Origin of the sequence: Shewanella sp. 10N.261.52.F9 (assembly GCF_041471165.1) — a bacterium.
Taxonomy (GTDB): Bacteria; Pseudomonadota; Gammaproteobacteria; order Enterobacterales; family Shewanellaceae; genus Shewanella; species Shewanella marinintestina.
Genome location: NZ_JBFRNX010000032.1, coordinates 42121 through 63933 on the forward strand (window position 1 = coordinate 42121; position 21813 = coordinate 63933).

Sequence of the window (21813 nt, forward strand, 5' to 3'; positions counted from 1 at the left end):
GCAAAGATTATGTGGTTACAACAAACAATTTCCTTAACAGCTAAAAGCCGTGGTTTTCATTTAGTCACAGATGAAATTGAGCAAGCAATCTCAATTGCAAAGATAAATGTAGGCGTAGCACATATTTTACTTCAACATACATCGGCGTCTCTAAGCCTGAATGAAAACGCGGATCCTAGTGTACGGGATGATTTTGAGTCCTACATAAACCGGTTAGCACCAGAACGAGCGCCCTATTACACCCACACCTATGAAGGTGACGTAGGTATGCCTGCACACCTTAAATCAAGCTTGTTAGGTGTTAGCTTAACGATTCCTATTACTAATGGACGGTTTAACCTAGGCACTTGGCAAGGGATTTATTTAGGCGAGCATCGTGATCATGGCGGTAAGCGCAGGCTTCTCGTCACCATCAATGGCGAGTAAAACGAAAAGGCACAGTCTAAATTGATTAACTAAACACATAAAAAAAGAGCACCTAAAGTGCTCTTTTTATTGGATTAAAACTGAGTCCATTAAACTTCAGCAATTCGCTCTAGTTTAGCAAGATAGAAGCCGTCAAAGCCTGTTTCTGCAGGGCTGATGGTTTCATCTTCAATAAATCTAAAATGTTTGTTTTCAGCTAAAAACGCATCAACTTGGTCGCGGTTTTCTTCAGGCATAATAGAACAGGTTGCATAAACAAGCATACCGCCCACTTTTACCATGCGGCTATAGCTTTGCAAAATGTGCTTTTGTAGCTCAACTAACACAGGTAAACGCTCTGGCGTATCGCGCCATTTAGCATCTGGGTTACGTTTAAGTACACCTAAACCTGAACACGGCACGTCTAATAGCACACGATCACAAGTTAACTTTAAGCGCTTAATGGTTTTGCTGCTGGCAATAATACGTGTTTCAACGTTATGAGCGCCTGCACGGCGAGCACGTTGCTTAAGGTTATCAAGTTTCCATTGCTCAACATCCATCGCAAGTAAGCGACCTTTACCTTGCATTTGCGCTGAAATAGATAAGGTTTTACCACCTGCGCCAGCACACGCATCAATAACGCGCATACCTGGTTTTGCATCAAGTGCTAATGCCACTAGCTGAGAACCTGCATCTTGCTGCTCAAACCAACCTTTTTTAAAGGTTTCGGTTCTAAATAGAGCTGAATCAGAAACCACTTCAAGCGCAGTATCAACACTCGGCACAGTAACAGTTTCAACACCTTCTTTACGCAGCGCTGTTGCAAGCTCTTCACGGGTACACTTTAAAATATTCGTACGTAAAAAGCGTTTAGCCGGCTTATTAAGTGCTGCACGTTCTGCAGGCCACTTATCTCCCATTTGCGCTTGACCCATTTCGTTAAGCCAATCAGGACAGCCATCCCATAAAACTGGTTGGGCTTTAGCTTCTTCGATACGAGCTGCTAATTCTTGCTCATTCACTTGCAGCGCATACTGCATTTTCGGTAGCGGCAAATTGTTGAATAGATGCCAGACGTTAAGCAAACGCGTACCTAAACGAGCCATTTCTTCAGGCTTAACATCAGATAGGAAACAGTAAAGGTTCAATCTTCGTAAAATATCACCCACTACGAATGTGATGCGACCTTGTTCTTTCGGCTCTAATTTTAGTCCCGAAAAGTGTTGTGAATAAGCACGATCTAACGGCTTACCCTCAGATAAAACAAGATCAAGAATACTGATCACTAGTTCGTTAGAGCTAGGAGATAGCGAAGATTTCAACATTAAAAAATTACTCTGATTAGAAAACGCTGCGATCATAGGAGTAAAGACGACAATACGCAAGCTTAGCCCGACTAAATACCGTAAGAAATCAGTATTAAATTGACTTACTTCCAGTAAACAGACGCAAAGCTAAATGAGTGGCAGAAAGGCACGCTTATTGAGAGGAGCAATCAAGCTCAATAAATGCGATGGGATATTGAGCCACAGACTCATAAGCATAATAAAAAATACCGCAACTGATTGCGGTATTTAATCATTAGGATAGCGATAGACTCGCTTGTATTCCTTTAATAAACTTTTAGTCCTTTAATAAATAGTCACTACCATCTTTGGCGGTAAACACTTGATCTTGCATCGAACTCGCAATCACTGAACGCTCAATATCGATTAAACTAATCCAATATTCATGCCCTTCTAGCTGAATATCTTTAATATTAGCCAAATCCTGGCAGTCATTTTCTTTATTACGCTCAAAAGTGAGCTCGACATGAGTACCATTATCTTTAAGCAAAATCGCCGTTGGCTCACTTTTATGACCATTCAGCGCTACAAACTGCTTAGGGATACGTAATCCCGTTTGCGTACCATCAGCCATAAAGATAAGCAGTTGCTGGTAATACACTACATAGCTGCATGCATCTTTATGCGAGCCATTTGCGAGGGGAAACTTAGCGTCTAAAAATGCTTTTGCACAAGGGGCCGTTGTGTCTTTAGTTGCCTTTTGGACAACATTCACATCAACAAGATCGGCACCAATAAAGTTATTATTTAGATTTACTTGAGTACTATTGATTGTTGATAGTTCCATGGCCCTGTCCTCTTACTGTCGATTTCGGTTCAGCTATTGCTTGTTAACGTCGCAACCAAAATTATTTCCGTTTTCTGATTGCTTGATTTGTAGTCTAGTGTAATTTTCACTACAATTTCACAATAAAAATTTTACATTGTGAATTTTACAAGATGAAAAATAATCAGAGCTTGATCAGAAAGTCACATTTCTTAGGGACTAAGATTAGAAACCTGCGTAAACGTAACCATCTCACAATGGAAGATCTTTCAGCGAGATGCGTACGCGTTGATGCAGAATCCGCGCCATCAGTTTCCTATTTATCTATGATTGAACGCGGCAAACGCGTCCCAAGCGCAGGCATGCTTGCCGTGATTGCTGCAGTGTTTCAAAAGGAAGTCGATTGGTTTTTAGATGATGTTCCCGAAGGCGATGCTATTACACCTGAGAAAGGCCGCCGCGGCGGAATAAGTGGTATGGCGTTAGAGCCTAGCTTTTTATTTTCTAACGATATTTTGCAGATAGCGATCCCAGAAATGTTATCGCAAACCGGCACCACGGGAAGAGAGTTTGCCCATTTACTTATTCGCGCTCACCAAGAGCATCATCAGAACCACTTTCCCGATCTTGAACGTGCAGCTGAAGAAGTCGGTCACAAACGTTTGCCTTTAGCCCTCGACGATTTAAAAGATATTGCTAAATCTCTCGGACTAAAACTTAAGTGGGTTGATAAAACCCCGCAAGAAGTGGTTGATGAGATGGGCGTCAGTACAGCCCATGTGGTGACTTCATTTTTTGAGCCGCCATCAACCATTTATTTAAATAAAATGCTTAAGTCCTACCCCACTCGGCTAAAATATGATTTAGCCGTGCATATTGGTCACTGTGTTTTACACAATAAAGATGGACTTAAGTGCGTATTAACCGCTGGCCGACGCCATACAGCCTCCCATGACGATAACGCAGCACCGGCTTCCTCAACCCTAAATGCGCAAGATATTTTACATGCATGGCGAGATTTCGAATCGAGCTTTTTTGCCGGTGCATTGTTGTGTCCTAAAGTGGCTTATAGGCAATTACTTGACCGTCACGGTTATGAAATTAACGTCAGTAAAACCATTGGGGTTTCAGCCTCCGTTGCAATGCGGCGTATGACGGTTGTCTCTCCCTACCCCCATTGGCACTACTTTGATGCTTATGCCCCTGGCAAGTTAAAAGCCGTTTATCGAGGTAATGGTATTCCACTGCCTTGGGGAAATATGCGCGTAGTAGAAGATCCCTGTCAGCACTGGGCAGTATTTAGAATGATTAATGAGCCTAAAGCCGGTACCTCAGCGCAAATATCCATTTTGGATGTCGCTGATGAGCCAAGGATCTATTGCTGTGAGTCGATTAAAGTAGAAGACATGGCGGGCAATAATCACGTGCTTTGTGCCGGCATTGATTTAAATCCAGCGATTGATGCCCAAGGCGGCGACGCAGCAGCGATTGCAGCGGATTTAAAACAGTCATGCGCCACCAATAGTGGCTCAGTGACTATGCCTACGCATGCTAAGAAAAACCTCATAAGCGTAGCGAAAATTCTCAATATTAATTGGATTGAACGCGGCATAGAAAACGACGCTCGACTTATTTGTGCTCGCGGTGCAGTCTGCCCAAGGCAACCGAGTTGTTACCAAGCTGGCCGCGCCTTATGTAGTGAGGAGCAATAACTAACTCAACCACACAGGTAGCAAGTATGATAGGCTAGTGAAAGCACAAGTCAGCAGGCAAACTGCCTGTGACTGTCTATTTTTCGCAAACTGGTGTTCACTATAACCCAAGGGATTTAGCTAACATCTAATCACCCACTTACAGTACTTTAGGTTTGTGATGCGGCGATGTGCTTAGCTATTTGTGTAGTAAAACCCTTGGTGAAGCTACAGCAATAGAGAAAACTCTTGCTAAAAAAAGCGCTATGCAAAAGCTTTTAAGAAGAAATTGGCTGCTTATTCAGTTTGGGCAACGCCATAGGCGATACCTTCAACATTAATGCACTGCTCAGAGTAACCGATACCAAATGTTAATCCGTCATCTATGGTTACATCAGTCAAAATCTTAGTGCCTGCTATGACGCTTTTTGCCGCCGCAATCGCTTTAGGAGAAGACACACTGTCGCCAACGGGTAAGACATATAAAAACTGCACCTGACAGCTATGGCCTAATACGGGCCCTAACCTTACCAATTCTTCAGTAACACTTTTATCTTGGTAGGTTTGGCTAACAAAAGAACCATGATTGGCGATATTACATCCTGCCAATAAAGCCGTTACGATAATCAACATGCTAGCTTTAGCCACTGCGGCTGTTTTTGTCATATTTGCCTCTTAAAGTGATAATGACTGATATTGCTTACATATAGCCATAGCAATACTAATCTATAGCAACGATTTCAAATTCTGTTTGTTGCTGCATTACATTAAGCACGAACTCTTCACCTAGTTGCCTGTTCATCATCGCTTTTCCAAGCGGAGATGCTGGAGTGACAACCATAAAACAATATTCATCGGATTCAACTTTCAGTCCACCAGCGCTAGGGCCAATAAAATAGAAGTGACTTTTATCATTGTGATCTACCAACTCAACCAGACGCCCTAAAGCCACCTTATCTGCTTTTGTTGGCAACGAAGCCATTGTTGTAAACATCGCCTCAAAGGCATCAATGTCAGCTTTACATTGAGCGACTCTCACAGATTGCCCGTGTGCTAGATATGACGCTTCTAAACCAAATGTTTCGTACTTACTTTTGGCGACACTCTCTTTACTCGTTGCTGTTTCATGCGCTCTTTTAGCTGCTGCAATCGCATTTTGATGCGTATTGTTCAACGCTTGCATAATTAACAATCTAATTTCTGTTATTGCTACCACTAAACCTAAGCCTGCTGTTACCTATAGCTGACAGCTTAACAAAATAAACTCATTAAGCCTTGGGTTATTCTACTTGAGCACGCACTTAATTCTTGAGTTTAAACAAAATATTGTTAACTTAAAGTAAAGACATAATAGTAAATGTCTTTATAGTCATTATTGGGGGATTTTAGATGGCGTTAAACATTTTAAGTAGTGGTCCTCCTTACAGTAAAGCAAACATTCATTGCAGTGCCAAAAAGCCACTTTTAAAAGACGGCCACAAAGCCTATACAACAACGACAAAACTGCCAAAAAGAGTCATCGCTACCGCCGTCAGTTTGTTACTCAGTCATTACGGTATGGCACAAGAACTAGAGCCGCGCAGTTATACTAACATTCCTATTGGTATGCATTTTCTTGCTGCCGGGATAGTTCATTCTGAAGGTGATTTATCACCTGCTCCAACCGCACCGATTAGTAATGCAAACCTCAATATTGATGCGGGGGTTATAGGCTATGCCCATACTTTTGACTTAATGGGCGACTCATCTAAATTTGATATCACTGCGAGTCGAGTCTGTTATCAAGGGGTGGCCGAGCTTAACGGTGAAAAAGTCAGTGCCGATCGTTGCGGCTATGGCGACCCAACAATGCGGCTAACTTGGAACTTTCATGGCGCACCCGCCTTACAAGCAAAAGACTTTGCTAGCTGGAAGCAAGGTCTAGTGGTAGGCACCAGTTTGCAGATAACCATGCCTTTAGGAAGCTACGATAAAGATAAACTGTTAAATTCAGGCAGTAACAGATGGGTGTTTAGGCCAGGTATTGGCTTGTCTCATCGGTTAGGTAATTGGTATTACGACGTTATGGCTTCAGTTAGGTTTTACACCGACAACAAGCAATATTTGGTTGATACCAACTTACAGCAAGACCCCTTATTTACTGTGCAAGGCCATCTTATCTATAACCTTAATCGAGGACATTGGCTTTCATTAAATACCAACTTGTTCTTTGGCGGTGAAACCAGTAAAAATACCGTTAACTCTCTTGATGAACAACAAAACTCTCGACTTGGCTTAACCTACTCTTTTCCGATAAATCGAAAAAATAGCATTAAGTTAAATGCCAGTACCGGCGTGATAACCGAGTTCGGAAACGATTTCAGTACCTTTGGTGCACTCTGGCAATATCGATTTTAATCAATAAAAAAAGCTCAGCCTACGTAAGTAGCTGAGCTTTAGTAACACTCGCTTTATCTATTCGATAAAACCGTATTATTCTACCTCTTCGAAATACCAATAACCCGCATTAACCCACGCAGTGATAGTATCCATAACCTCTTGGTCGTCAAACCAATCGGCTAAATCAGCTTGCGATAATGTTTGCTGATCACATAAGGCTTGGATCAAGGTCGTTTTACCTTGGCTAAACTTAGCTTGTTCACCATTGATATACATCACACCAGAATCAAGGCTATTCGCAAAGTATAAACAACGCAGGCCGCCTAAACGCATTAGGGGCTGTTCGGTAATAATGTCTGCAATATCTTCAGCTTGGAAATCTAGCACCTGCTCAGGCAAATCCAATTCGCATTTAGATTGGGTTAGATAGCGTCCACTAAACTCGCTGACCAGTTCGTCATCTAGCGTATCCACTAACTGCTGCTTTAATCGAGCTAAATCTTGTTCGCTGACTAAACCAGATTTGTGGCTAAGTGGGCGATCAGGATCGTTGATTTGACTTGCACCAAGGTCGTTATCAATCAAGTGATCCGCAAGTGCACTCACCATATCTTTAGTCGATGCTGTACGATAACCCACAGAAAAACTCATTGACGGTTCAAGTGTGACGCCATCATGTGGGAATCCTGGCGGTAGATATAAAATATCACCCGGCAGTAATTCAACATCAATAATCGGCTCAAAAGCTTCGGTATGCAATAGCGCTGGGTGTGCGGCAAACTCTTTATGTGGACCTAAATCCCCAACGCGCCAGCGGCGGCGACCAGAACCTTGGCAAATAAATACGTCATAAAGATCAATGTGTGGTCCCACTCCGCCACCAGGTACTGCGTAGCTCACCATTACGTCATCTAAACGCCAGCGTGGAATAAAGTCAAAACACTTAAGCAGATCTTCCGCTTCTGGTACCCAGTTATTTAACGCTTGAACAATTAAGGTCCAGTCATTTTCACCAAGGTGATCGTAAGATTCAAATGGACCAAACTCTGCCTGCCAGTTACCTTTATCACGGTACACTCGGCGAGACTCAACCATCTCTTCACAAGCAAGGCCAGCCATTTCATCGGGTGTTAGCAAGTCTTGAAAGTTTTTAAATCCTTGACGGATCACTAATGGCTTTTTTTGCCAGTATTCATTAAGAAACTGCTCAGGCGTTAAGCCATTGATATCTAATTGCATGTTATTAACTCACTAAAATTTGGCGCGATTCTAGCAAATAAACAACAAAAAAAATCTGGGTCAGATCATGAAACATGCTTATTGTGTGCAGCAATTAAGAGGAAAACCTATAGGCAAAGTAATTTGATTGACTGTTATAGGTGGATCAATACAATATCGGACAAATAAACTATTGACCCAAAAAATTGACTCACACTACTCACTCAACGCTATCACGCCCCGCCGACACGGTAATTGTACTCGACTTTGAAACTACAGGTTTATCACCAACCCAAGGCGATAGAGCCATTGAAATTGGTGCCGTCATGCTAAAAGATGGCAAAGTGATTGATACGTTTCAACAGCTTATGAACCCAGGCTTTAGAGTTAGCGGATTTATTGAAAACTATACAGGGATCAGTAATGAGATGTTGCTAGATGCTCAGTCATGCGAAACAGTGATGAGTGAGTTTGCTGACTTTATTGGTGACTACAATTTGGTTGCCCATAACGCATCATTTGATCAACGCTTTTTGGATGCAGAGCTGAATCGAATACATTGCAACTATACAGGACAATTTGCTTGTTCGATGCTCATTGCACGTAGACTTTATCAGCAAGCGCCGAACCATAAGTTAGGCAGCTTAATTGAATATAAGAATATTCAACATGATGGCGTGTTTCACCGAGCATTAGCCGATAGTGAAATGACAGCAGATTTGTGGTTGACCATGCTTGAAGATTTACAGCAAGATTTTCAAATCGCTCAACCTAACTTTGGTTTATTGCAAGCTATTGCGAAACAAAGTAAAGCCAATGTAAATAACTATTTAAGCAAGCAGCGATAGCAAGTTTCTCATCAATCCAGATACATTAAACATCTGGATTGAATATTTTCCGATTAGTAGCTTGTAGGCATAAAACGGAGAGAGACAACAACGTACTTACCCTCAGCGAATATTTAAAACCGATAACGTAAATACAAGTAACAAACGGTTAAATTAACTCTACCAAATAGCAAAATATGGCTAAAACAGATAGCTATCTATAAACCAAAAAATGAACCTATTGTTACAAACCTAATTCACTTAATAGATCATCCGCATCAGTATTTTGTTGAGTCACTGCTACTTTGTGATCTTTTTTGTCTTTCGCATCAGATGCCAGTAACTGTCCATGCTCGGCAAGTAACTCATCTAAATCAAACTCGTCGTCACTTTCAAACTCGCTTAATTTGATAAATTCGGTTTTATCCATCGCAAATTCAAGATAAAAAACGTGATTACTTTGTGTCTTAAACGAAACCCTTCGTGCTACGCCTTCATCTAAATTAGTGTCTACAGAAATCGTTAACTCTTTATTTATCGTTAACATTTTCGGTTGGCTTTGACTAATGCTCGTTTGAAGTTCTTTGCTGATCTTATTGATGAAATCACCCAAAATCTGGTTCATCAATTCACCCATAACATTAGCAACCTCATCAGAGGTGTGGGAAATAGCTAATTCAGCCTCGGGCATGCCCATATTAAGCATATATTCACGATAGATCTCTAAGGCTGAAGGTGCTGAAAAATTAATAACAACGAGACCAGAAAATCCACCATCAAAAATTGAGAAACAGCCAAGATCTGGTTTTAAACAGGTTTTAGTAATCGACTGCACCATACCTGCATGGGTGATTTGGCTATGAGTAGTATTAGATAACACGTGTGACACAGAGTGGCATAACTTCAACAAAATATCGTCAGTTGTAACAGACACAGTGCTTTGCATATAAATAACCTTTTGAAAATATTGCTACCATACTGCCCTAAGCAATTAATAAAACATAGTAAAATAGCCAAGGGAATTAGTATCCCCCTTGCAACATCCCATATATTCAAACAAGGTTATACGTCTGGAGGAGATGAAACTTTAGCATCTTATGTGGCGAATAAAATATCAGTTAACTTGTAATAGAATAATCACCTGCTCAATGACAGAGCTATCAACTCAGCAACTATTGATTGAGTTAACATTTTAAAAATAAACATAAAGTTATTGTTTATGTATAACCTTTAAAAAGGTAGGGTTAAGCCATGTATTTGTTGCCAAAAGAACCTAATATGATAGCGCTACTAAGACAATTTACAATTCTACAACGCCTAATACTAATGCTCATGCTGGCAGCCATAGGTACTGTATGTTTCGCTAGCTTCTCCATTAATGAACAATACAATAATTTAGTTGAGCAAAAATGGCAGCAGAACGACGCTCAAATAAGTACAGCTATTGGCTTAATCGATGCCAATAAGCAACTCTCTGATAGTAATATCATTACATTATCTGAAGCTAAGTCCGCAGCAATCCACCTGTTCAATCAAATTCATTTTGATAACGACGGTTACTTTATCGTATTAGATCGCGATGGAATAGTTATTGCCAATGGCGCAGACCAAAGCTCAGTATCAAGCAAAGCAAGCGTATTATTTAATACTAATGATGCCGTCAATCTTGGCATGCTTATCGATAAAGCAAAAGTCCAAGAGTCTGCTAAAGCTGAAATTAACTTTCCTAACCCTGCCACAGGTAAACTGGAAGCTAAACTTGTAGAAGTAAAGCAGTATCAAAACTGGGGCTGGTCAATAATTACCGGCAGTAATATGAGTGATGTAAAAGAGGTCATGTACTCAATGGCCTTTGATTACCTCGTTATTATGCTTATGATTTCTATCCCTATTTTTTTATTTTTTCTTGTATTAAATATTTCGATTACGGCTCCATTAAAAGAAGCAATTGCTGCCATGCGAGATATTGCGCATGGCGAAGGAGATCTTACTCAAAAATTGCCCACAACAGGCAAGGATGAAGTCGCCGATCTTGCTAAAGCCTTCAATCTATTCGTTATTAAAATCAGAGACATGGTCGCTGAACTTCAGCCTATGGGAAAAAACTTAGATAATGATGCCCAGCGACTCCTTAATGCCGCAGGAGAGTCAAATGTAAGTGTTGAACACTTACATCGTGAAACAGCAAGCGTGGCGACTGCTATCAACCAAATGTTATCGACAACGCAAGAGATGGCTAACAACACTAACCAAGCCGCCGATGCAGCCAACAGTGTAAAAAGCCAAGCAGAACAAAGCATGACAATGATGAATGCGACTCTTGATAATACTCAACATCTTGCTGATGAACTAAAAAACGCCCAAAAAGTAACACAAGCTTTAGGCCAGTCATCTTCGCAGATCGGTAGCATCTTAGAGGTGATTAGAGGAATTGCAGATCAAACAAACTTACTCGCGCTAAACGCTGCAATCGAGGCGGCAAGAGCTGGGGCTCATGGTAGAGGCTTTGCAGTCGTCGCAGATGAAGTCCGAGCTCTTGCAAATCGGACGCAAGACTCGACTAACGAAATTCAAAACATCATTAAAGATATTCAATCAGGCGTAAACCTTGTTGTAGCCAGTAATGAGCAAAATCAAACTCAATCTCAAGAAGTACAATCTCAGGCAAGTGAAGTAAGCGATGCACTGACAGACATACTAAAACTTGTCGCTCACATAAGCGATATGAATACCCAACTAGCGAGTGCAACTGAAGAGCAATCGATAGTGACAGAAGAGATAAATCGTAACGTTTGCACTATTACTGAATTAACTGAAGTCTCAGTAAAAGCTAATGAAAGCAATCATAACGCGGCAATCTCTTTGCAAAAAATCAGTAAAGATTGTGCGCAAACACTAGGCCAGTTTAAAGTCAATTGAGCCAAATAACGGCATTAAAGACGAATATAAAATCTATAGGCATGGGAGGTGTAATTGCCCCTCCCTGTATAAATAAACTGTGATAAGCTAAATTCACTTAAGGGATTTTGAAGGAGTGAATAGATCTTATGGCTCGCATGACATTAGCTGTCCATCCGGCGCTTTATACTATCCATAGTTTATTACCTGATAGCCATATCGCCGCTGAAGTCTTCAAACAACCCATGTATTTTATCGGAAAAACCAAAGATGAAATTTCTGTTGTTATCCCCTCAGCTCTATCAATAAATAGCATCGAACAAGAAGATAACTGGCGCTGCCTTGAAGTCCTAGGCCCTCTAGGATTTTCCATGACTGGAATCTTAGCAAATGTCTCTGGCACACTTGCAGATGAAAAAATCAGTATCTTCGCTATATCGACCTTTGATACCGATTACATTTTGGTTAAAAACGATACATTAAATGCCGCGACCAAAGCCTTGAAAAAGAAAAACTACCAAATCATTGATTATTAGTATAATTATTCATAGATTTACCTGTAATCTACAAAGTGTACCTATCGACTAAAGAGCGACATTAGTATGCATGAAAAAACAGTAACCATAACAGCCAAGCATGGTATTCATACGCGGCCTGCAGCCCTTTTAGTCAAAAAAGCTAAGTCGTTTGACTGTGATATCATTGTTGAGTGTGACGGCAAGCAAGCCAGTGCGAAAAGCCTGTTTAAATTGCAAACACTAGGGCTCAACCATGGTGTTACCGTAAAGGTTATTGCAAAAGGTGAACAAGCAAAACAAGCCATCGAAGAAGTGTCTGAATTACTCATTACATTAAGTTAAGGGGCATAATATGTCTGTCACCGGGGTTGTGGTTTCATCAGGTATCGCATTTGGGCAAGCATTGCACCTTAATCTGCATCAGCAAAAAATCGATTACCGACTCATTCCACAATCCGATATTGCTGATGAAAAAAAGGCCTTAGAAAAGGCTTTTAATCAGCAAAAGCTTTATTTAAACCAATGCTTGAAACAATTAGAGCAAGAGTCAGAACATTTTGAACTCATTGAAGCAGATTTAATGATTCTAGAAGATGAGGATCTAGTTGAGGAGATCGCAGATACCATCTCTAAGCTGCAAATCAGTGCGGCTGTTGCGATTGAACGTATTTTTTCCCATCAAGCATCGGAACTTGCCCAATTAGAAGATCCATATTTGGCTAATCGAGCTCAAGATGTGCTGTCCTTAGCAAGCCGTTTAATCGCTCGGCTGAACGGGGCGCAACATTTAGATTTAAGTCAGTTAAAAGAAGACACCATCATTTTTGCCCATGATTTGACACCCGCAGAGTTTGCCATGTTACCGCGAAGGCATATAACCGGGTTAGTGCTTGAAACCGGCGGAATGACCAGTCACACAGCTATTTTAGCTCGCAGTGCCGGGATCCCTGCACTATTAAGTTGCCAATATGACACAGCTGAAATTGTTAATGGTACAGAAATCGTACTTGATGGCATGCAAGGACAAGTCTTTATCGCACCACTCACAGAGGTTCGTAATCAGCTCTATGAGCTCAAACGGCTAGATGAACAGCGAAAACAGCAGTTGCTCACTCTGAAAGATTTACCTGTACAGACATTAGATGGCCATCAAGTATCATTATTAGCCAATGTTGGTAGTCTAAATGAAATTAGTCACCTAGCAGATGTCGGTGCTGATGGAATTGGATTATTTAGAACCGAATTTATGCTAATGAACACCCAAACCTTGCCAGATGAGAAAACTCAGTATCACTTTTACTGCGATTCACTTCATCTTATGGCAGGAAAAGTCTTCACCATTCGAACATTAGATGTCGGCGCAGATAAAGAGCTACCTTGCCTACCAACAATCATCGAAGACAACCCAGCATTGGGTTTACGTGGGATCCGTTACAGTTTGGCCAACCCAGAGCTTTTTAAAACACAAGTCAAAGCCATTTTACGTGCAGCAAATCATGGCCCAATAAGATTAATGTTTCCTATGATCAATCAAATTGAAGAGCTTGACGTTTTATTTGATTACATAGAAGAATGTAAAACAAGCTTGTTAGATGAAGAAAAAGGATTTGGTGAACTAAGCTATGGCATCGTAGTTGAAACCCCCGCAGCAGTACTAAATCTAGAATCAATGTTAACTCGCCTTGATTTTATTAGTATAGGTACCAATGACTTAACTCAATACACAATGGCTGCAGATAGAACTAATCCAGCATTAACGGGTCAATATCCATCATTAAGCCCTGCCGTATTAACCCTTGTTAATGCAACGATAACACTTGCGAAGAAATATAATGTTAGTGTTTCACTATGTGGGGAGTTAGCAAGCGACCCAAAAGTTGCACCGCTATTAGTTGGTATGGGAATAGACGAACTCAGCGTCAATCCCTGTGCGTTGTTGGAAGTAAAGTCTGCTTTGCGCAACATTCAATATCAAACATGTTTAGCCATTGCTAAACATGGATTAAAATTAACAAGAATCGAAGAGTTAAACCTTTACATTTATGGTCAAGACAAATAAAGATAGGACCATGATGTTTAATAAGAATAAATATAATTCTAAAGGGGCCATTTAATGGGATTTCTTAGCCGTATTAGACGCCTGATCTCAGGACAAACTGAAATCGCAGGTGTAGTAAACGTGTACGCTCCTGTTTCAGGAAAAATTGTCGCCATTGAGAAAGTACCAGACCCAGTCTTTTCTGAAAAAATTGTGGGTGATGGCTTAGCCATTGAACCTAAAGGCCAACTAATTAAAGCACCAATTGATGGCACCATAGGTAAAATCTTCGAAACAAACCACGCTTTTAGCATTGAATCTAATCAAGGCTTAGAGATTTTTGTTCACTTTGGTATTGGTACTGTAGAGCTAAGAGGTAACGGTTTTAAACGCTTAGCTGAAGAAGGCCAAGAAGTCAAAATGGGCGATGTAATTCTTGAGTTCGATATTGATTATTTGAAACAACATACCGATAGCTTACTCACGCCAGTCTTAATCGCTAATATGGAAGATATTCAAGGTATCGATAAAAAAGAGGGAAACCTCGAAGCCGGTAAAGATATTATTTTTTCTGTCAAACTGTAGCGTAAAACCAAAGAAAGTAAGCTGAGATCATTGAGTCGGATATGCCTTATCGAGGTAAGCATGTCCGATTAACTACCATCTTTTGCTGACCATCATGCCTTCCCTCAGAACCTATCAAGCAGGTTTGATAACTCAATTACCCCACTCTTTGTTATATCCTAAATGATTTAAAACTCGATAAAAAACGACTTTAAACTTGAAGTTGACGAATAATGCTGTAAATAAAAACATCAATATCTCTGAATATAATTGTTAACTTTGCAGGTTAAAATTAAACACTTTTTTACAAACAGGCTAAGTCCGCTATAAATCTCTTGAATAACACTCATCATCGCTAAGATCGCTACAATTGGACCTTGAGCAGAAACAAAACCAATGACACAATGCCAACAACATATAAAAAGAAAGCGGAGTACCCTTTTGACACTTTTCGGAATAAAAAATTGCGATACAGTTCGTAAAGCACGTAAATGGCTAGCAGCTAATCAACTCGACGTCGCTTTCCATGATTTTCGTGAAGATGGACTCGCAACAGAACAAATTGAGCAATGGGCTAGTGTCGTTGGCTGGGAAGCATTATTTAACAAACGCAGCACCAGTTTTAGAAACTTAACTGACACCGAAAAAAGTGACATTAATGAAAAAAAAGCCATTGCTTTAATGGCTCTTTATCCAACATTAATTAAGCGACCGGTATTAGTGAAAGATGGACAGGTTCAAGTTGGATTTAAAGAAACTGATTACCAAAACTGGTTCAATCTATGAGCCCGTTATCTGATTCCGATGTACTCCATTTAGCTAAAGAATTGATTTCTCGCCCATCAGTGACCCCTCTTGATGAAGGCTGCCAACAACTAATGGCTTCACGCTTAGCAGCAGTCGGCTTTGAAATCGAATCTATGGTGTTTGAAGATACAACTAACATGTGGGCTCGCAGAGGCAACAAGTCTCCGGTATTTTGTTTTGCTGGTCATACAGACGTCGTACCAGTTGGAGACTTAAACCGTTGGCATACACCACCATTTGATCCCGTCGTAATCGATGATTACCTGCATGGGCGTGGCGCCGCAGACATGAAAGGATCTTTAGCCGCAATGCTGGTGGCGACCGAGCGTTTTGTAACTAAACATCCCGATCATCAAGGTTCTATTGCATTTCTTATTACCAGTGATGAAGAAGGTCCATTTATCAATGGTACTACGCGTGTTATTGATACGCTTGAAGCCCGTAATGAAAAAATAACTTGGTCTTTAGTTGGAGAGCCCTCTTCAACCCATAAGCTTGGTGATATCGTTAAAAATGGCCGTAGGGGCAGCTTAACAGGTAATTTAACCGTTAAAGGAATTCAAGGTCACGTTGCTTACCCTCACCTTGCCGATAACCCTATTCATAATGCGGCCCCTGCGCTAGATGAGCTAGCAAAAATGAAGTGGGATAATGGTAACGAGTTTTTCCCGCCTACTAGTTTTCAAATTGCGAATATCAACGGCGGCACAGGTGCTTCAAATGTGATCCCTGGTGCTCTTGAAGTGATGTTTAACTTTCGTTATTCCACTGAAGTGACTGCAGAAGTATTAATTCAACGTGTACTAAATATCTTAGATGCACATGGCTTAGACTATGATATCGATTGGGTATTTAACGGTTTGCCTTTCTTAACCGGTGATGGTCCATTATTAGCAGCGACAAAAGCAGCGATTAAACAAGTCACAGGCACAGATACAGATCCTCAAACTTCAGGTGGTACCTCTGATGGTCGTTTTATTGCACCAACAGGCGCACAAGTCATAGAGCTTGGTCCGGTAAATGCTACCATTCACAAAGTTAATGAGTGCGTCAAAGTGTCCGATCTTGAATTGCTCACAGACTGTTATGAAGCGATATTGGAAAACCTGCTTTGCCAATAAATAATTCCCATTTATACGGCCTAGACGAGCAGCACCTGGTTGACTACCTAGGCCATCAATTAGAAGCAAATACCGCTGTAGCCTTTGCATCTTTGCAGCAAGCTGCATTAGCAGATGAGATTGATCTACAGATCTGTTCAGGCTTTCGAAATTTTGACAGGCAAATGCTGATTTGGAATGCTAAAGCCACTGGAAAAAGAGCCGTCTTAGATAACAACTCTAAGCCACTAACTATCGAAAAGCTAACATCAAAAGAATTGATTGATGCTATTCTTATTTGGTCGGCAATCCCCGGTCTATCAAGACATCACTGGGGAACAGATATCGATGTTTTTGATGGCAATATGATAAGTAAGCAAAATTTACAGTTAGTTTCCGAAGAGTATGCACTGGGTGGTCCTTGTTTCAAACTCAGCCAGTGGTTAGACGGCAACGCCCAAAAATATGGGTTTTATCGGCCTTTTCAGCCAGGTTTAAGCGGCGTAAGCCCTGAGGCTTGGCATTTAAGCTATTTTCCAATTGCAGAAACATACTTACGCGATTTCGATATTAACGCCGTTAGCGATATATTAAAATCATCAACGGTTAAATTACGCGAACCGATACTTGCTCAAATTGACAAACTTACTGCTGAATATGTTTACAGAGTCGCTCCAGTACCAAAAAGCTAGTTGCCATTATATTAACCTGCGAACACTTTACTTTTTATCTATCTAAATGCATTTTTTGAGACAAATAGAACATGACGAACCTTAGCCAACCATTTACAGAAAATAGACACCAAATCGAAATTGAAGGCAGCCTCCTAAGCTATCTCGATGTGGGTCAAGGTCCTGTTTTGCTAATGGGCCACAGTTACTTGTGGGATAGTGACATGTGGGCGCCACAAATAGCCCATTTAAGTCAACATTACCGCTGTATTGTTCCCGATCTTTGGGGCCATGGTTTTTCAGGTGACGTTCCAAAAAGTTGCCGTAATCTAAAACATATTGCAGCGCATATGCTTAGCTTAATGGATAGCCTTAAAGTCCAGTCGTTTTCTGTTATTGGTCTTTCTGTAGGCGCAATGTGGGGAGCAGAGCTAACACTATTAGCACCATCTAGAGTTAACAGCTTAGTCATGCTAGGCAGTTTTATTGGTTATGAACCGGAAATAACTCGGGACAAATATTACGCAATGCTTGATGTGATAAAAGCTGAACAAATCGTTTCTGACAAAATAGCTCAAGCTGTTACACCATTATTTTTTGCGAATGAACCACAACCAGAGCTTATTGCTCTTTTTAAACACAAGTTAAACCACTTTAATAACAGTAATATCGATTCAGTGTACCAACTCGGTAAAATGATCTTTGGTCGCAGAGATACCATGGATGATGTTGAGCAATTTACTCTTCCTTGCTTAATTATGACAGGAGTTGAAGACAAAGCCCGCAGCGTATTAGAAGGTTATCTAATGCATGATGCAATTGATGGCAGTCAATATGTGCATATTCCACAGTGCGGTCACATCTCAACGCTTGAACAAGCTGATTTTATTAACCATCGTTTGTCTGAGTTCTTATCAAGCTTGTAGAACCAGCACAAATTATGTCGTCATGCTGAAGAATTTAGCAGCAATAAGTTACACATTCTTAGCGTTATGGGTAGCTTATTGCTCTGCAAATATTGGCGAAACTCATTTATATAATGAACTTATAATAGAATAAAAGACGTATTTTATAGCAGCATAAATCTTTAGGTATTTTATTTTCTACTACATTCACATAAAGCCTACTCAGCAAAAGCAGGGAATTGATGTTTGGGCTACAACAACTCTGGTAGGTGGCAATAGTTAAGTCCTGCATAAGGCTGCGTTTCAAAAGTAGCACTTGACAAAATATCAATTCGGCACCAACGCAATAACATTGCGGCAGCATGCGAGACCAATTGAACACACTTTTAACAAATGTTTAAGATTACGTTCCTATACTACTGAGTAGACCAGCAAGGCTAGTTAACGGTGTTAAACTGGCTTAGCTACAAGTTAATCTTAACTGATGAATAAATAAGAGCAGAATGAAACTACTAAAACCTCTTTTTGATAATAATCGCCGCTGGGCAGGTAGGATTTTAGAAGAAGATCCTAAATTTTTTGAACAACTTGCTAAACAGCAAAACCCAGAATATTTGTGGATTGGTTGTTCCGATAGCCGCGTTCCATCGAACCAAATTATCGATTTGATGCCAGGTGAAGTTTTCGTTCACCGTAATATCGCTAATATGGTGATCCACACAGACCTTAACTGTCTATCAGTATTGCAGTATGCAGTTGAAGTACTGAAGGTTAAACATATTATGGTTGTTGGCCATTATGGCTGTGGCGGTATAAAAGCCTCAATGGGCACAGATAGGTTAGGCCTTATCGACAATTGGCTTGGACACATTCGCGACATTTATCGCCTTCATAAACGCGACTTAGAAAGTATGGATGAAGATGAACGTTTCGATCGTTTATGCGAACTAAACGTAATGGAACAAGTCGCTAACGTTACGAGCACCACGATAGTTCAAGATGCTTGGGCACGTGGCCAAGAAGTCGCCGTTCACGGTTGGATATACAGCGTCGAGAACGGTCTTCTTTCAGATTTAGATGTCACAGTTGACAATGAAATGGCAGCGAAAGAACAACAATAATCAGTAAGCACAGTGATATTTTAAAAGGGTATTCTTGCCATTTTGCAAGAATACCCTTTTTAGTATTTATGTTCCTAAAATGTTAGTAAATAGAAGAAAAATAGTAAGATTTCTCGCAGTTATTACACTATCCCAGTTATAATCCGGTATTTATTTTGAGCGCAATTCTGCACATTGAATACTAAGGAAATATCCATGCCTGGCTTTGAATTATTTGGTCCTGAAGAAAAACAAGAAGTCGCGGATGTAATGGAAAGTGGTTTTACCTTCCGTTATAACTTTGATCATATACGTAATGACCGCTGGAAAACTCGTGAAATGGAGGCATTGCTTTGCGAAAAAATGAACGTAAAGCACGCACACTTAGTGTCTAGTGGTACAGCAGCTCTGCAAACTGCTATGGCGGCTGCAGGAATTGGTGCTGGTGATGAAGTAATCGTACCGCCTTTTACTTTTGTCGCTTCTGTTGAAGCAGTATTTATGGCCGGTGCAGTACCCATTTTTGCGGAAATAGATGAAACGCTTTGTTTATCTCCTGAAGGGATAGAGGCTGTTATTACCCCAAAAACTAAAGCTATTAACCTTGTTCATATGTGTGGTTCTATGGCCAAAATGGATGAAATTAGAACTGTTTGCGCTAAACATAATTTAATTATCTTAGAAGATGCTTGTCAGGCAATTGGTGGCAGTTACAAAGGCCAAGCATTAGGTACCATCGGCGATGTGGGTTGTTATTCATTTGATTCAGTAAAAACCATTACCTGTGGTGAAGGTGGTGCAGTAATTACCAATAATGAAGATATTTATAACCACGCACATATGTTCTCAGATCATGGTCATGACCATGTGGGTAGTGACCGTGGAGCTGAAGATCACCCTATTATGGGATTAAATTTCCGTATATCAGAAATGAATTCTGCTATGGGGTTAGCCCAGCTACGCAAACTCGATAAAATTATCGACATTCAGCGCCGTAACAAAAAACAAATAAAAGAAGCAATGTCAGAAATAGCCGAAATTACTTTCCGCGAAATTCCTGACGTTGAAGGTGACTCTGCAGGGTTTTTAACTTTCTTCATGCCAAGTGAAGAACGCACCATTGAGATCAATAAAAAACTTGCTGAAAATGGAGTTGATGGTTGTTTTTACTGGTATATAAATAATTGGCATTATCTTGCAAATTGGCAACATATCCAGCAACTTAAGTCCCCAGCGGCTTTGCCAATCACCTTAATCAAAGAAAAACCTGATTATACAAAGGTTGCTGTCCCCAAGTCAGATGCGATAATGAGTCGTACTATCTCTATGCTAATCAAGCTTTCATGGACTGAAGCTGATATTAAGCAACGTATTGAAAATATCAAACGTGCTTTTGCTTAGGATCGAACACTAACCATCGCAGGTATATGCATCAGACGATGACAAAATTAAACGAAAGGCACAAAGGAGTATGTCCTAATGAGTTTTAAGAATTTCAAGTGTGTACCAAAAATGATTTTTGGCCGTGGTTCATTTGCCCAACTCGATGAAGTGTTGGCTGAAGAACGTAAAGTAGAAAACGATTTTGTTGTATTTTTGGTTGATGATGTCCATCAGAAAAAACCTCTAAGCCATCGTATTCCAGCTAAGACACATGATTTACTTATTTATGTCAACGTGGATGATGAACCAACGACAAAACAAGTTGATACATTAACCGAGCAAGTACAAGCGTTTAATAGTAAACTGCCCGTCAGTGTTATAGGCCTCGGCGGCGGGTCAACATTGGACCTAGCAAAAGCGGTATCGCTAATGCTAACCAACCCAGGCGGAAGTGCTGAATACCAAGGGTGGGATTTGATTAATAATCCTGCAGTACATCACATTGGGATCCCGACGGTGTCAGGTACTGGCGCAGAAGCCTCTCGCACCGCCGTACTTTGTGGCCCAGTGCGTAAGCTTGGTTTAAACTCCGATTATACCGTGTTTGATCAGATATTAATGGATTCTGAACTTATCACAGGAGTACCTACAGACCAATGGTTTTACACAGGTATGGATTGCTATATCCATTGCGTAGAATCATTAGAAGGTACGTATTTAAATGAATTTGCAAAAGCTTTTGCCGAGAAATCGATGGCTCTTTGCCGTGAAGTCTTCATAGACGATCATATCGAGAAAGATGACAAACTCATGATGGCCTCCTATATGGGGGGAATGAGTATCGCCTATAGTCAAGTAGGTGCATGTCATGCAGTGTCTTATGGTTTGGGTTATGTTTTAGGCTACCACCACGGTATCGGTAATTGTTTAGCATTTGATGTACTGGAAGACTTCTATCCAGAAGGTGTGGCTGAATTCCGTAGGATGATGGATAAGCACAATATTGTTCTGCCAAAGAATATCTGTAAAGATCTTCCCGATGAAACTATCGCCAAGATGGTTGCCGTCACTAAAAGCATGGGTCCATTGTGGGACAATGTGTATGGTGAAGGCTGGGAAGCTAAAGTCACCGATGAAATGCTGACTACGCTATTTCGTCGAATCTAAAAATCTAGCGTAAGCAAATATGGACTC

Annotated in this window: 22 protein-coding genes; 16 read left to right on the forward strand and 6 right to left on the reverse strand. The window is 40.6% G+C overall.

The annotated features are described in order from the left end of the window. The first annotated feature begins 9 nt into the window (after positions 1–9). Positions 10–426, forward strand: coding sequence for a secondary thiamine-phosphate synthase enzyme YjbQ (locus tag AB4298_RS19375; RefSeq protein ID WP_371988007.1), 417 nt, complete (start codon positions 10–12; stop codon positions 424–426). 89 nt (positions 427–515) lie between these two features. Here AB4298_RS19375 and AB4298_RS19380 read toward each other — a convergent pair whose 3' ends face one another. After that, positions 516–1733, reverse strand: a complete 1218-nt coding sequence (locus AB4298_RS19380; RefSeq protein WP_371988009.1) for an RsmB/NOP family class I SAM-dependent RNA methyltransferase — start codon at positions 1731–1733, stop codon at positions 516–518. A 298-nt stretch (positions 1734–2031) separates the two neighbouring features. Then, positions 2032–2541, reverse strand: coding sequence for an aldolase/citrate lyase/malate synthase family protein (locus AB4298_RS19385; protein ID WP_371988011.1), 510 nt, complete (start codon positions 2539–2541; stop codon positions 2032–2034). A gap of 152 nt (positions 2542–2693) precedes the next feature. Between AB4298_RS19385 and AB4298_RS19390 the strand changes: the two genes are divergently transcribed. Then, the gene (locus AB4298_RS19390) at positions 2694–4232 is read left to right on the forward strand and encodes a DUF3612 domain-containing protein (RefSeq protein WP_371988013.1); all 1539 of its coding nucleotides are present in this window, start codon (positions 2694–2696) and stop codon (positions 4230–4232) included. Positions 4233–4508: 276 nt separating this feature from the next. On the opposite strand, the gene AB4298_RS19395 is transcribed toward AB4298_RS19390, so the two are convergent. After that, positions 4509–4877 carry a hypothetical protein gene (locus tag AB4298_RS19395; protein ID WP_371988014.1) on the reverse strand — a complete coding sequence of 123 codons (369 nt, stop codon included), beginning with the start codon at positions 4875–4877 and terminating at the stop codon, positions 4509–4511. A gap of 55 nt (positions 4878–4932) precedes the next feature. Further along, positions 4933–5394, reverse strand: coding sequence for a GreA/GreB family elongation factor (locus tag AB4298_RS19400; protein WP_371988016.1), 462 nt, complete (start codon positions 5392–5394; stop codon positions 4933–4935). 206 nt (positions 5395–5600) lie between these two features. Between AB4298_RS19400 and AB4298_RS19405 the strand changes: the two genes are divergently transcribed. Beyond that, entirely contained in the window at positions 5601–6608 is a 1008-nt protein-coding gene (locus AB4298_RS19405; protein WP_371988017.1) for a transporter, read from the forward strand. Positions 6609–6683: 75 nt separating this feature from the next. Here the strand turns inward: AB4298_RS19405 and AB4298_RS19410 are convergent, their stop codons facing one another. Next, positions 6684–7829 carry a ribosomal protein uL16 3-hydroxylase gene (locus tag AB4298_RS19410; protein WP_371988019.1) on the reverse strand — a complete coding sequence of 382 codons (1146 nt, stop codon included), beginning with the start codon at positions 7827–7829 and terminating at the stop codon, positions 6684–6686. 185 nt (positions 7830–8014) lie between these two features. Here AB4298_RS19410 and AB4298_RS19415 point away from each other — a divergent pair, with 185 nt between their 5' ends. Then, positions 8015–8656, forward strand: coding sequence for a 3'-5' exonuclease (locus AB4298_RS19415; protein ID WP_371988020.1), 642 nt, complete (start codon positions 8015–8017; stop codon positions 8654–8656). Between the two features lie 223 nt (positions 8657–8879). Here the strand turns inward: AB4298_RS19415 and AB4298_RS19420 are convergent, their stop codons facing one another. Next, entirely contained in the window at positions 8880–9581 is a 702-nt protein-coding gene (locus AB4298_RS19420; RefSeq protein WP_248997247.1) for a DUF3334 family protein, read from the reverse strand. A gap of 332 nt (positions 9582–9913) precedes the next feature. On the opposite strand from AB4298_RS19420, the gene AB4298_RS19425 reads away from it, so the two are divergent. From AB4298_RS19425 to kdnB, 12 genes are all read left to right on the forward strand, one after another. Next, the gene (locus AB4298_RS19425) at positions 9914–11554 is read left to right on the forward strand and encodes a methyl-accepting chemotaxis protein (protein WP_371988021.1); all 1641 of its coding nucleotides are present in this window, start codon (positions 9914–9916) and stop codon (positions 11552–11554) included. A gap of 128 nt (positions 11555–11682) precedes the next feature. Continuing rightward, complete coding sequence (locus tag AB4298_RS19430) at positions 11683–12069, forward strand: ACT domain-containing protein (RefSeq protein ID WP_248997249.1); 387 nt, start codon at positions 11683–11685, stop codon at positions 12067–12069. A gap of 66 nt (positions 12070–12135) precedes the next feature. Continuing rightward, positions 12136–12393, forward strand: coding sequence for an HPr family phosphocarrier protein (locus tag AB4298_RS19435; protein ID WP_248997250.1), 258 nt, complete (start codon positions 12136–12138; stop codon positions 12391–12393). Between the two features lie 10 nt (positions 12394–12403). After that, positions 12404–14110, forward strand: a complete 1707-nt coding sequence (gene ptsP, locus AB4298_RS19440) for a phosphoenolpyruvate--protein phosphotransferase (protein ID WP_371988023.1) — start codon at positions 12404–12406, stop codon at positions 14108–14110. Positions 14111–14164: 54 nt separating this feature from the next. Next, on the forward strand, positions 14165–14674 hold the full coding sequence (gene crr, locus AB4298_RS19445) for a PTS glucose transporter subunit IIA (protein WP_248997252.1): 510 nt from the start codon (positions 14165–14167) through the stop codon (positions 14672–14674). 420 nt (positions 14675–15094) lie between these two features. After that, positions 15095–15439 carry an ArsC family reductase gene (locus AB4298_RS19450; protein WP_527251188.1) on the forward strand — a complete coding sequence of 115 codons (345 nt, stop codon included), beginning with the start codon at positions 15095–15097 and terminating at the stop codon, positions 15437–15439. Continuing rightward, positions 15436–16581, forward strand: coding sequence for a succinyl-diaminopimelate desuccinylase (dapE, locus tag AB4298_RS19455; RefSeq protein WP_371988027.1), 1146 nt, complete (start codon positions 15436–15438; stop codon positions 16579–16581). The genes AB4298_RS19450 and dapE overlap by 4 nt, the downstream gene beginning before the upstream one ends. Continuing rightward, positions 16572–17252 carry a M15 family metallopeptidase gene (locus AB4298_RS19460; protein ID WP_371988028.1) on the forward strand — a complete coding sequence of 227 codons (681 nt, stop codon included), beginning with the start codon at positions 16572–16574 and terminating at the stop codon, positions 17250–17252. The genes dapE and AB4298_RS19460 overlap by 10 nt, the downstream gene beginning before the upstream one ends. 71 nt (positions 17253–17323) lie before the next feature. Continuing rightward, on the forward strand, positions 17324–18157 hold the full coding sequence (locus AB4298_RS19465) for an alpha/beta fold hydrolase (RefSeq protein ID WP_248997256.1): 834 nt from the start codon (positions 17324–17326) through the stop codon (positions 18155–18157). Between the two features lie 482 nt (positions 18158–18639). Continuing rightward, positions 18640–19257, forward strand: coding sequence for a carbonate dehydratase (gene can / locus AB4298_RS19470; RefSeq protein WP_371988029.1), 618 nt, complete (start codon positions 18640–18642; stop codon positions 19255–19257). Between the two features lie 195 nt (positions 19258–19452). After that, complete coding sequence (kdnA, locus tag AB4298_RS19475; protein ID WP_371988030.1) at positions 19453–20637, forward strand: 8-amino-3,8-dideoxy-alpha-D-manno-octulosonate transaminase KdnA; 1185 nt, start codon at positions 19453–19455, stop codon at positions 20635–20637. Positions 20638–20715: 78 nt separating this feature from the next. Further along, the gene (gene kdnB, locus AB4298_RS19480; RefSeq protein ID WP_248997259.1) at positions 20716–21786 is read left to right on the forward strand and encodes a 3-deoxy-alpha-D-manno-octulosonate 8-oxidase KdnB; all 1071 of its coding nucleotides are present in this window, start codon (positions 20716–20718) and stop codon (positions 21784–21786) included. The last annotated feature ends 27 nt before the right edge of the window (positions 21787–21813 follow it).

Coding starts and splice junctions, on each gene's coding strand:
- crr (WP_248997252.1), top strand. CDS start 14,165: ATGGGATTTCTTAGCCGTATTAGACGCCTGATCTCAGGACAAACTGAA.
- ptsP (WP_371988023.1), top strand. CDS start 12,404: ATGTCTGTCACCGGGGTTGTGGTTTCATCAGGTATCGCATTTGGGCAA.
- AB4298_RS19375 (WP_371988007.1), top strand. CDS start 10: ATGTGGTTACAACAAACAATTTCCTTAACAGCTAAAAGCCGTGGTTTT.
- kdnA (WP_371988030.1), top strand. CDS start 19,453: ATGCCTGGCTTTGAATTATTTGGTCCTGAAGAAAAACAAGAAGTCGCG.
- AB4298_RS19400 (WP_371988016.1), bottom strand. CDS start 5,394: ATGCAAGCGTTGAACAATACGCATCAAAATGCGATTGCAGCAGCTAAA.
- AB4298_RS19385 (WP_371988011.1), bottom strand. CDS start 2,541: ATGGAACTATCAACAATCAATAGTACTCAAGTAAATCTAAATAATAAC.
- can (WP_371988029.1), top strand. CDS start 18,640: ATGAAACTACTAAAACCTCTTTTTGATAATAATCGCCGCTGGGCAGGT.
- AB4298_RS19430 (WP_248997249.1), top strand. CDS start 11,683: ATGGCTCGCATGACATTAGCTGTCCATCCGGCGCTTTATACTATCCAT.
- AB4298_RS19425 (WP_371988021.1), top strand. CDS start 9,914: ATGATAGCGCTACTAAGACAATTTACAATTCTACAACGCCTAATACTA.
- AB4298_RS19435 (WP_248997250.1), top strand. CDS start 12,136: ATGCATGAAAAAACAGTAACCATAACAGCCAAGCATGGTATTCATACG.
- AB4298_RS19410 (WP_371988019.1), bottom strand. CDS start 7,829: ATGCAATTAGATATCAATGGCTTAACGCCTGAGCAGTTTCTTAATGAA.
- AB4298_RS19380 (WP_371988009.1), bottom strand. CDS start 1,733: ATGTTGAAATCTTCGCTATCTCCTAGCTCTAACGAACTAGTGATCAGT.
- dapE (WP_371988027.1), top strand. CDS start 15,436: ATGAGCCCGTTATCTGATTCCGATGTACTCCATTTAGCTAAAGAATTG.
- AB4298_RS19465 (WP_248997256.1), top strand. CDS start 17,324: ATGACGAACCTTAGCCAACCATTTACAGAAAATAGACACCAAATCGAA.
- kdnB (WP_248997259.1), top strand. CDS start 20,716: ATGAGTTTTAAGAATTTCAAGTGTGTACCAAAAATGATTTTTGGCCGT.
- AB4298_RS19420 (WP_248997247.1), bottom strand. CDS start 9,581: ATGCAAAGCACTGTGTCTGTTACAACTGACGATATTTTGTTGAAGTTA.
- AB4298_RS19390 (WP_371988013.1), top strand. CDS start 2,694: ATGAAAAATAATCAGAGCTTGATCAGAAAGTCACATTTCTTAGGGACT.
- AB4298_RS19405 (WP_371988017.1), top strand. CDS start 5,601: ATGGCGTTAAACATTTTAAGTAGTGGTCCTCCTTACAGTAAAGCAAAC.
- AB4298_RS19395 (WP_371988014.1), bottom strand. CDS start 4,877: ATGACAAAAACAGCCGCAGTGGCTAAAGCTAGCATGTTGATTATCGTA.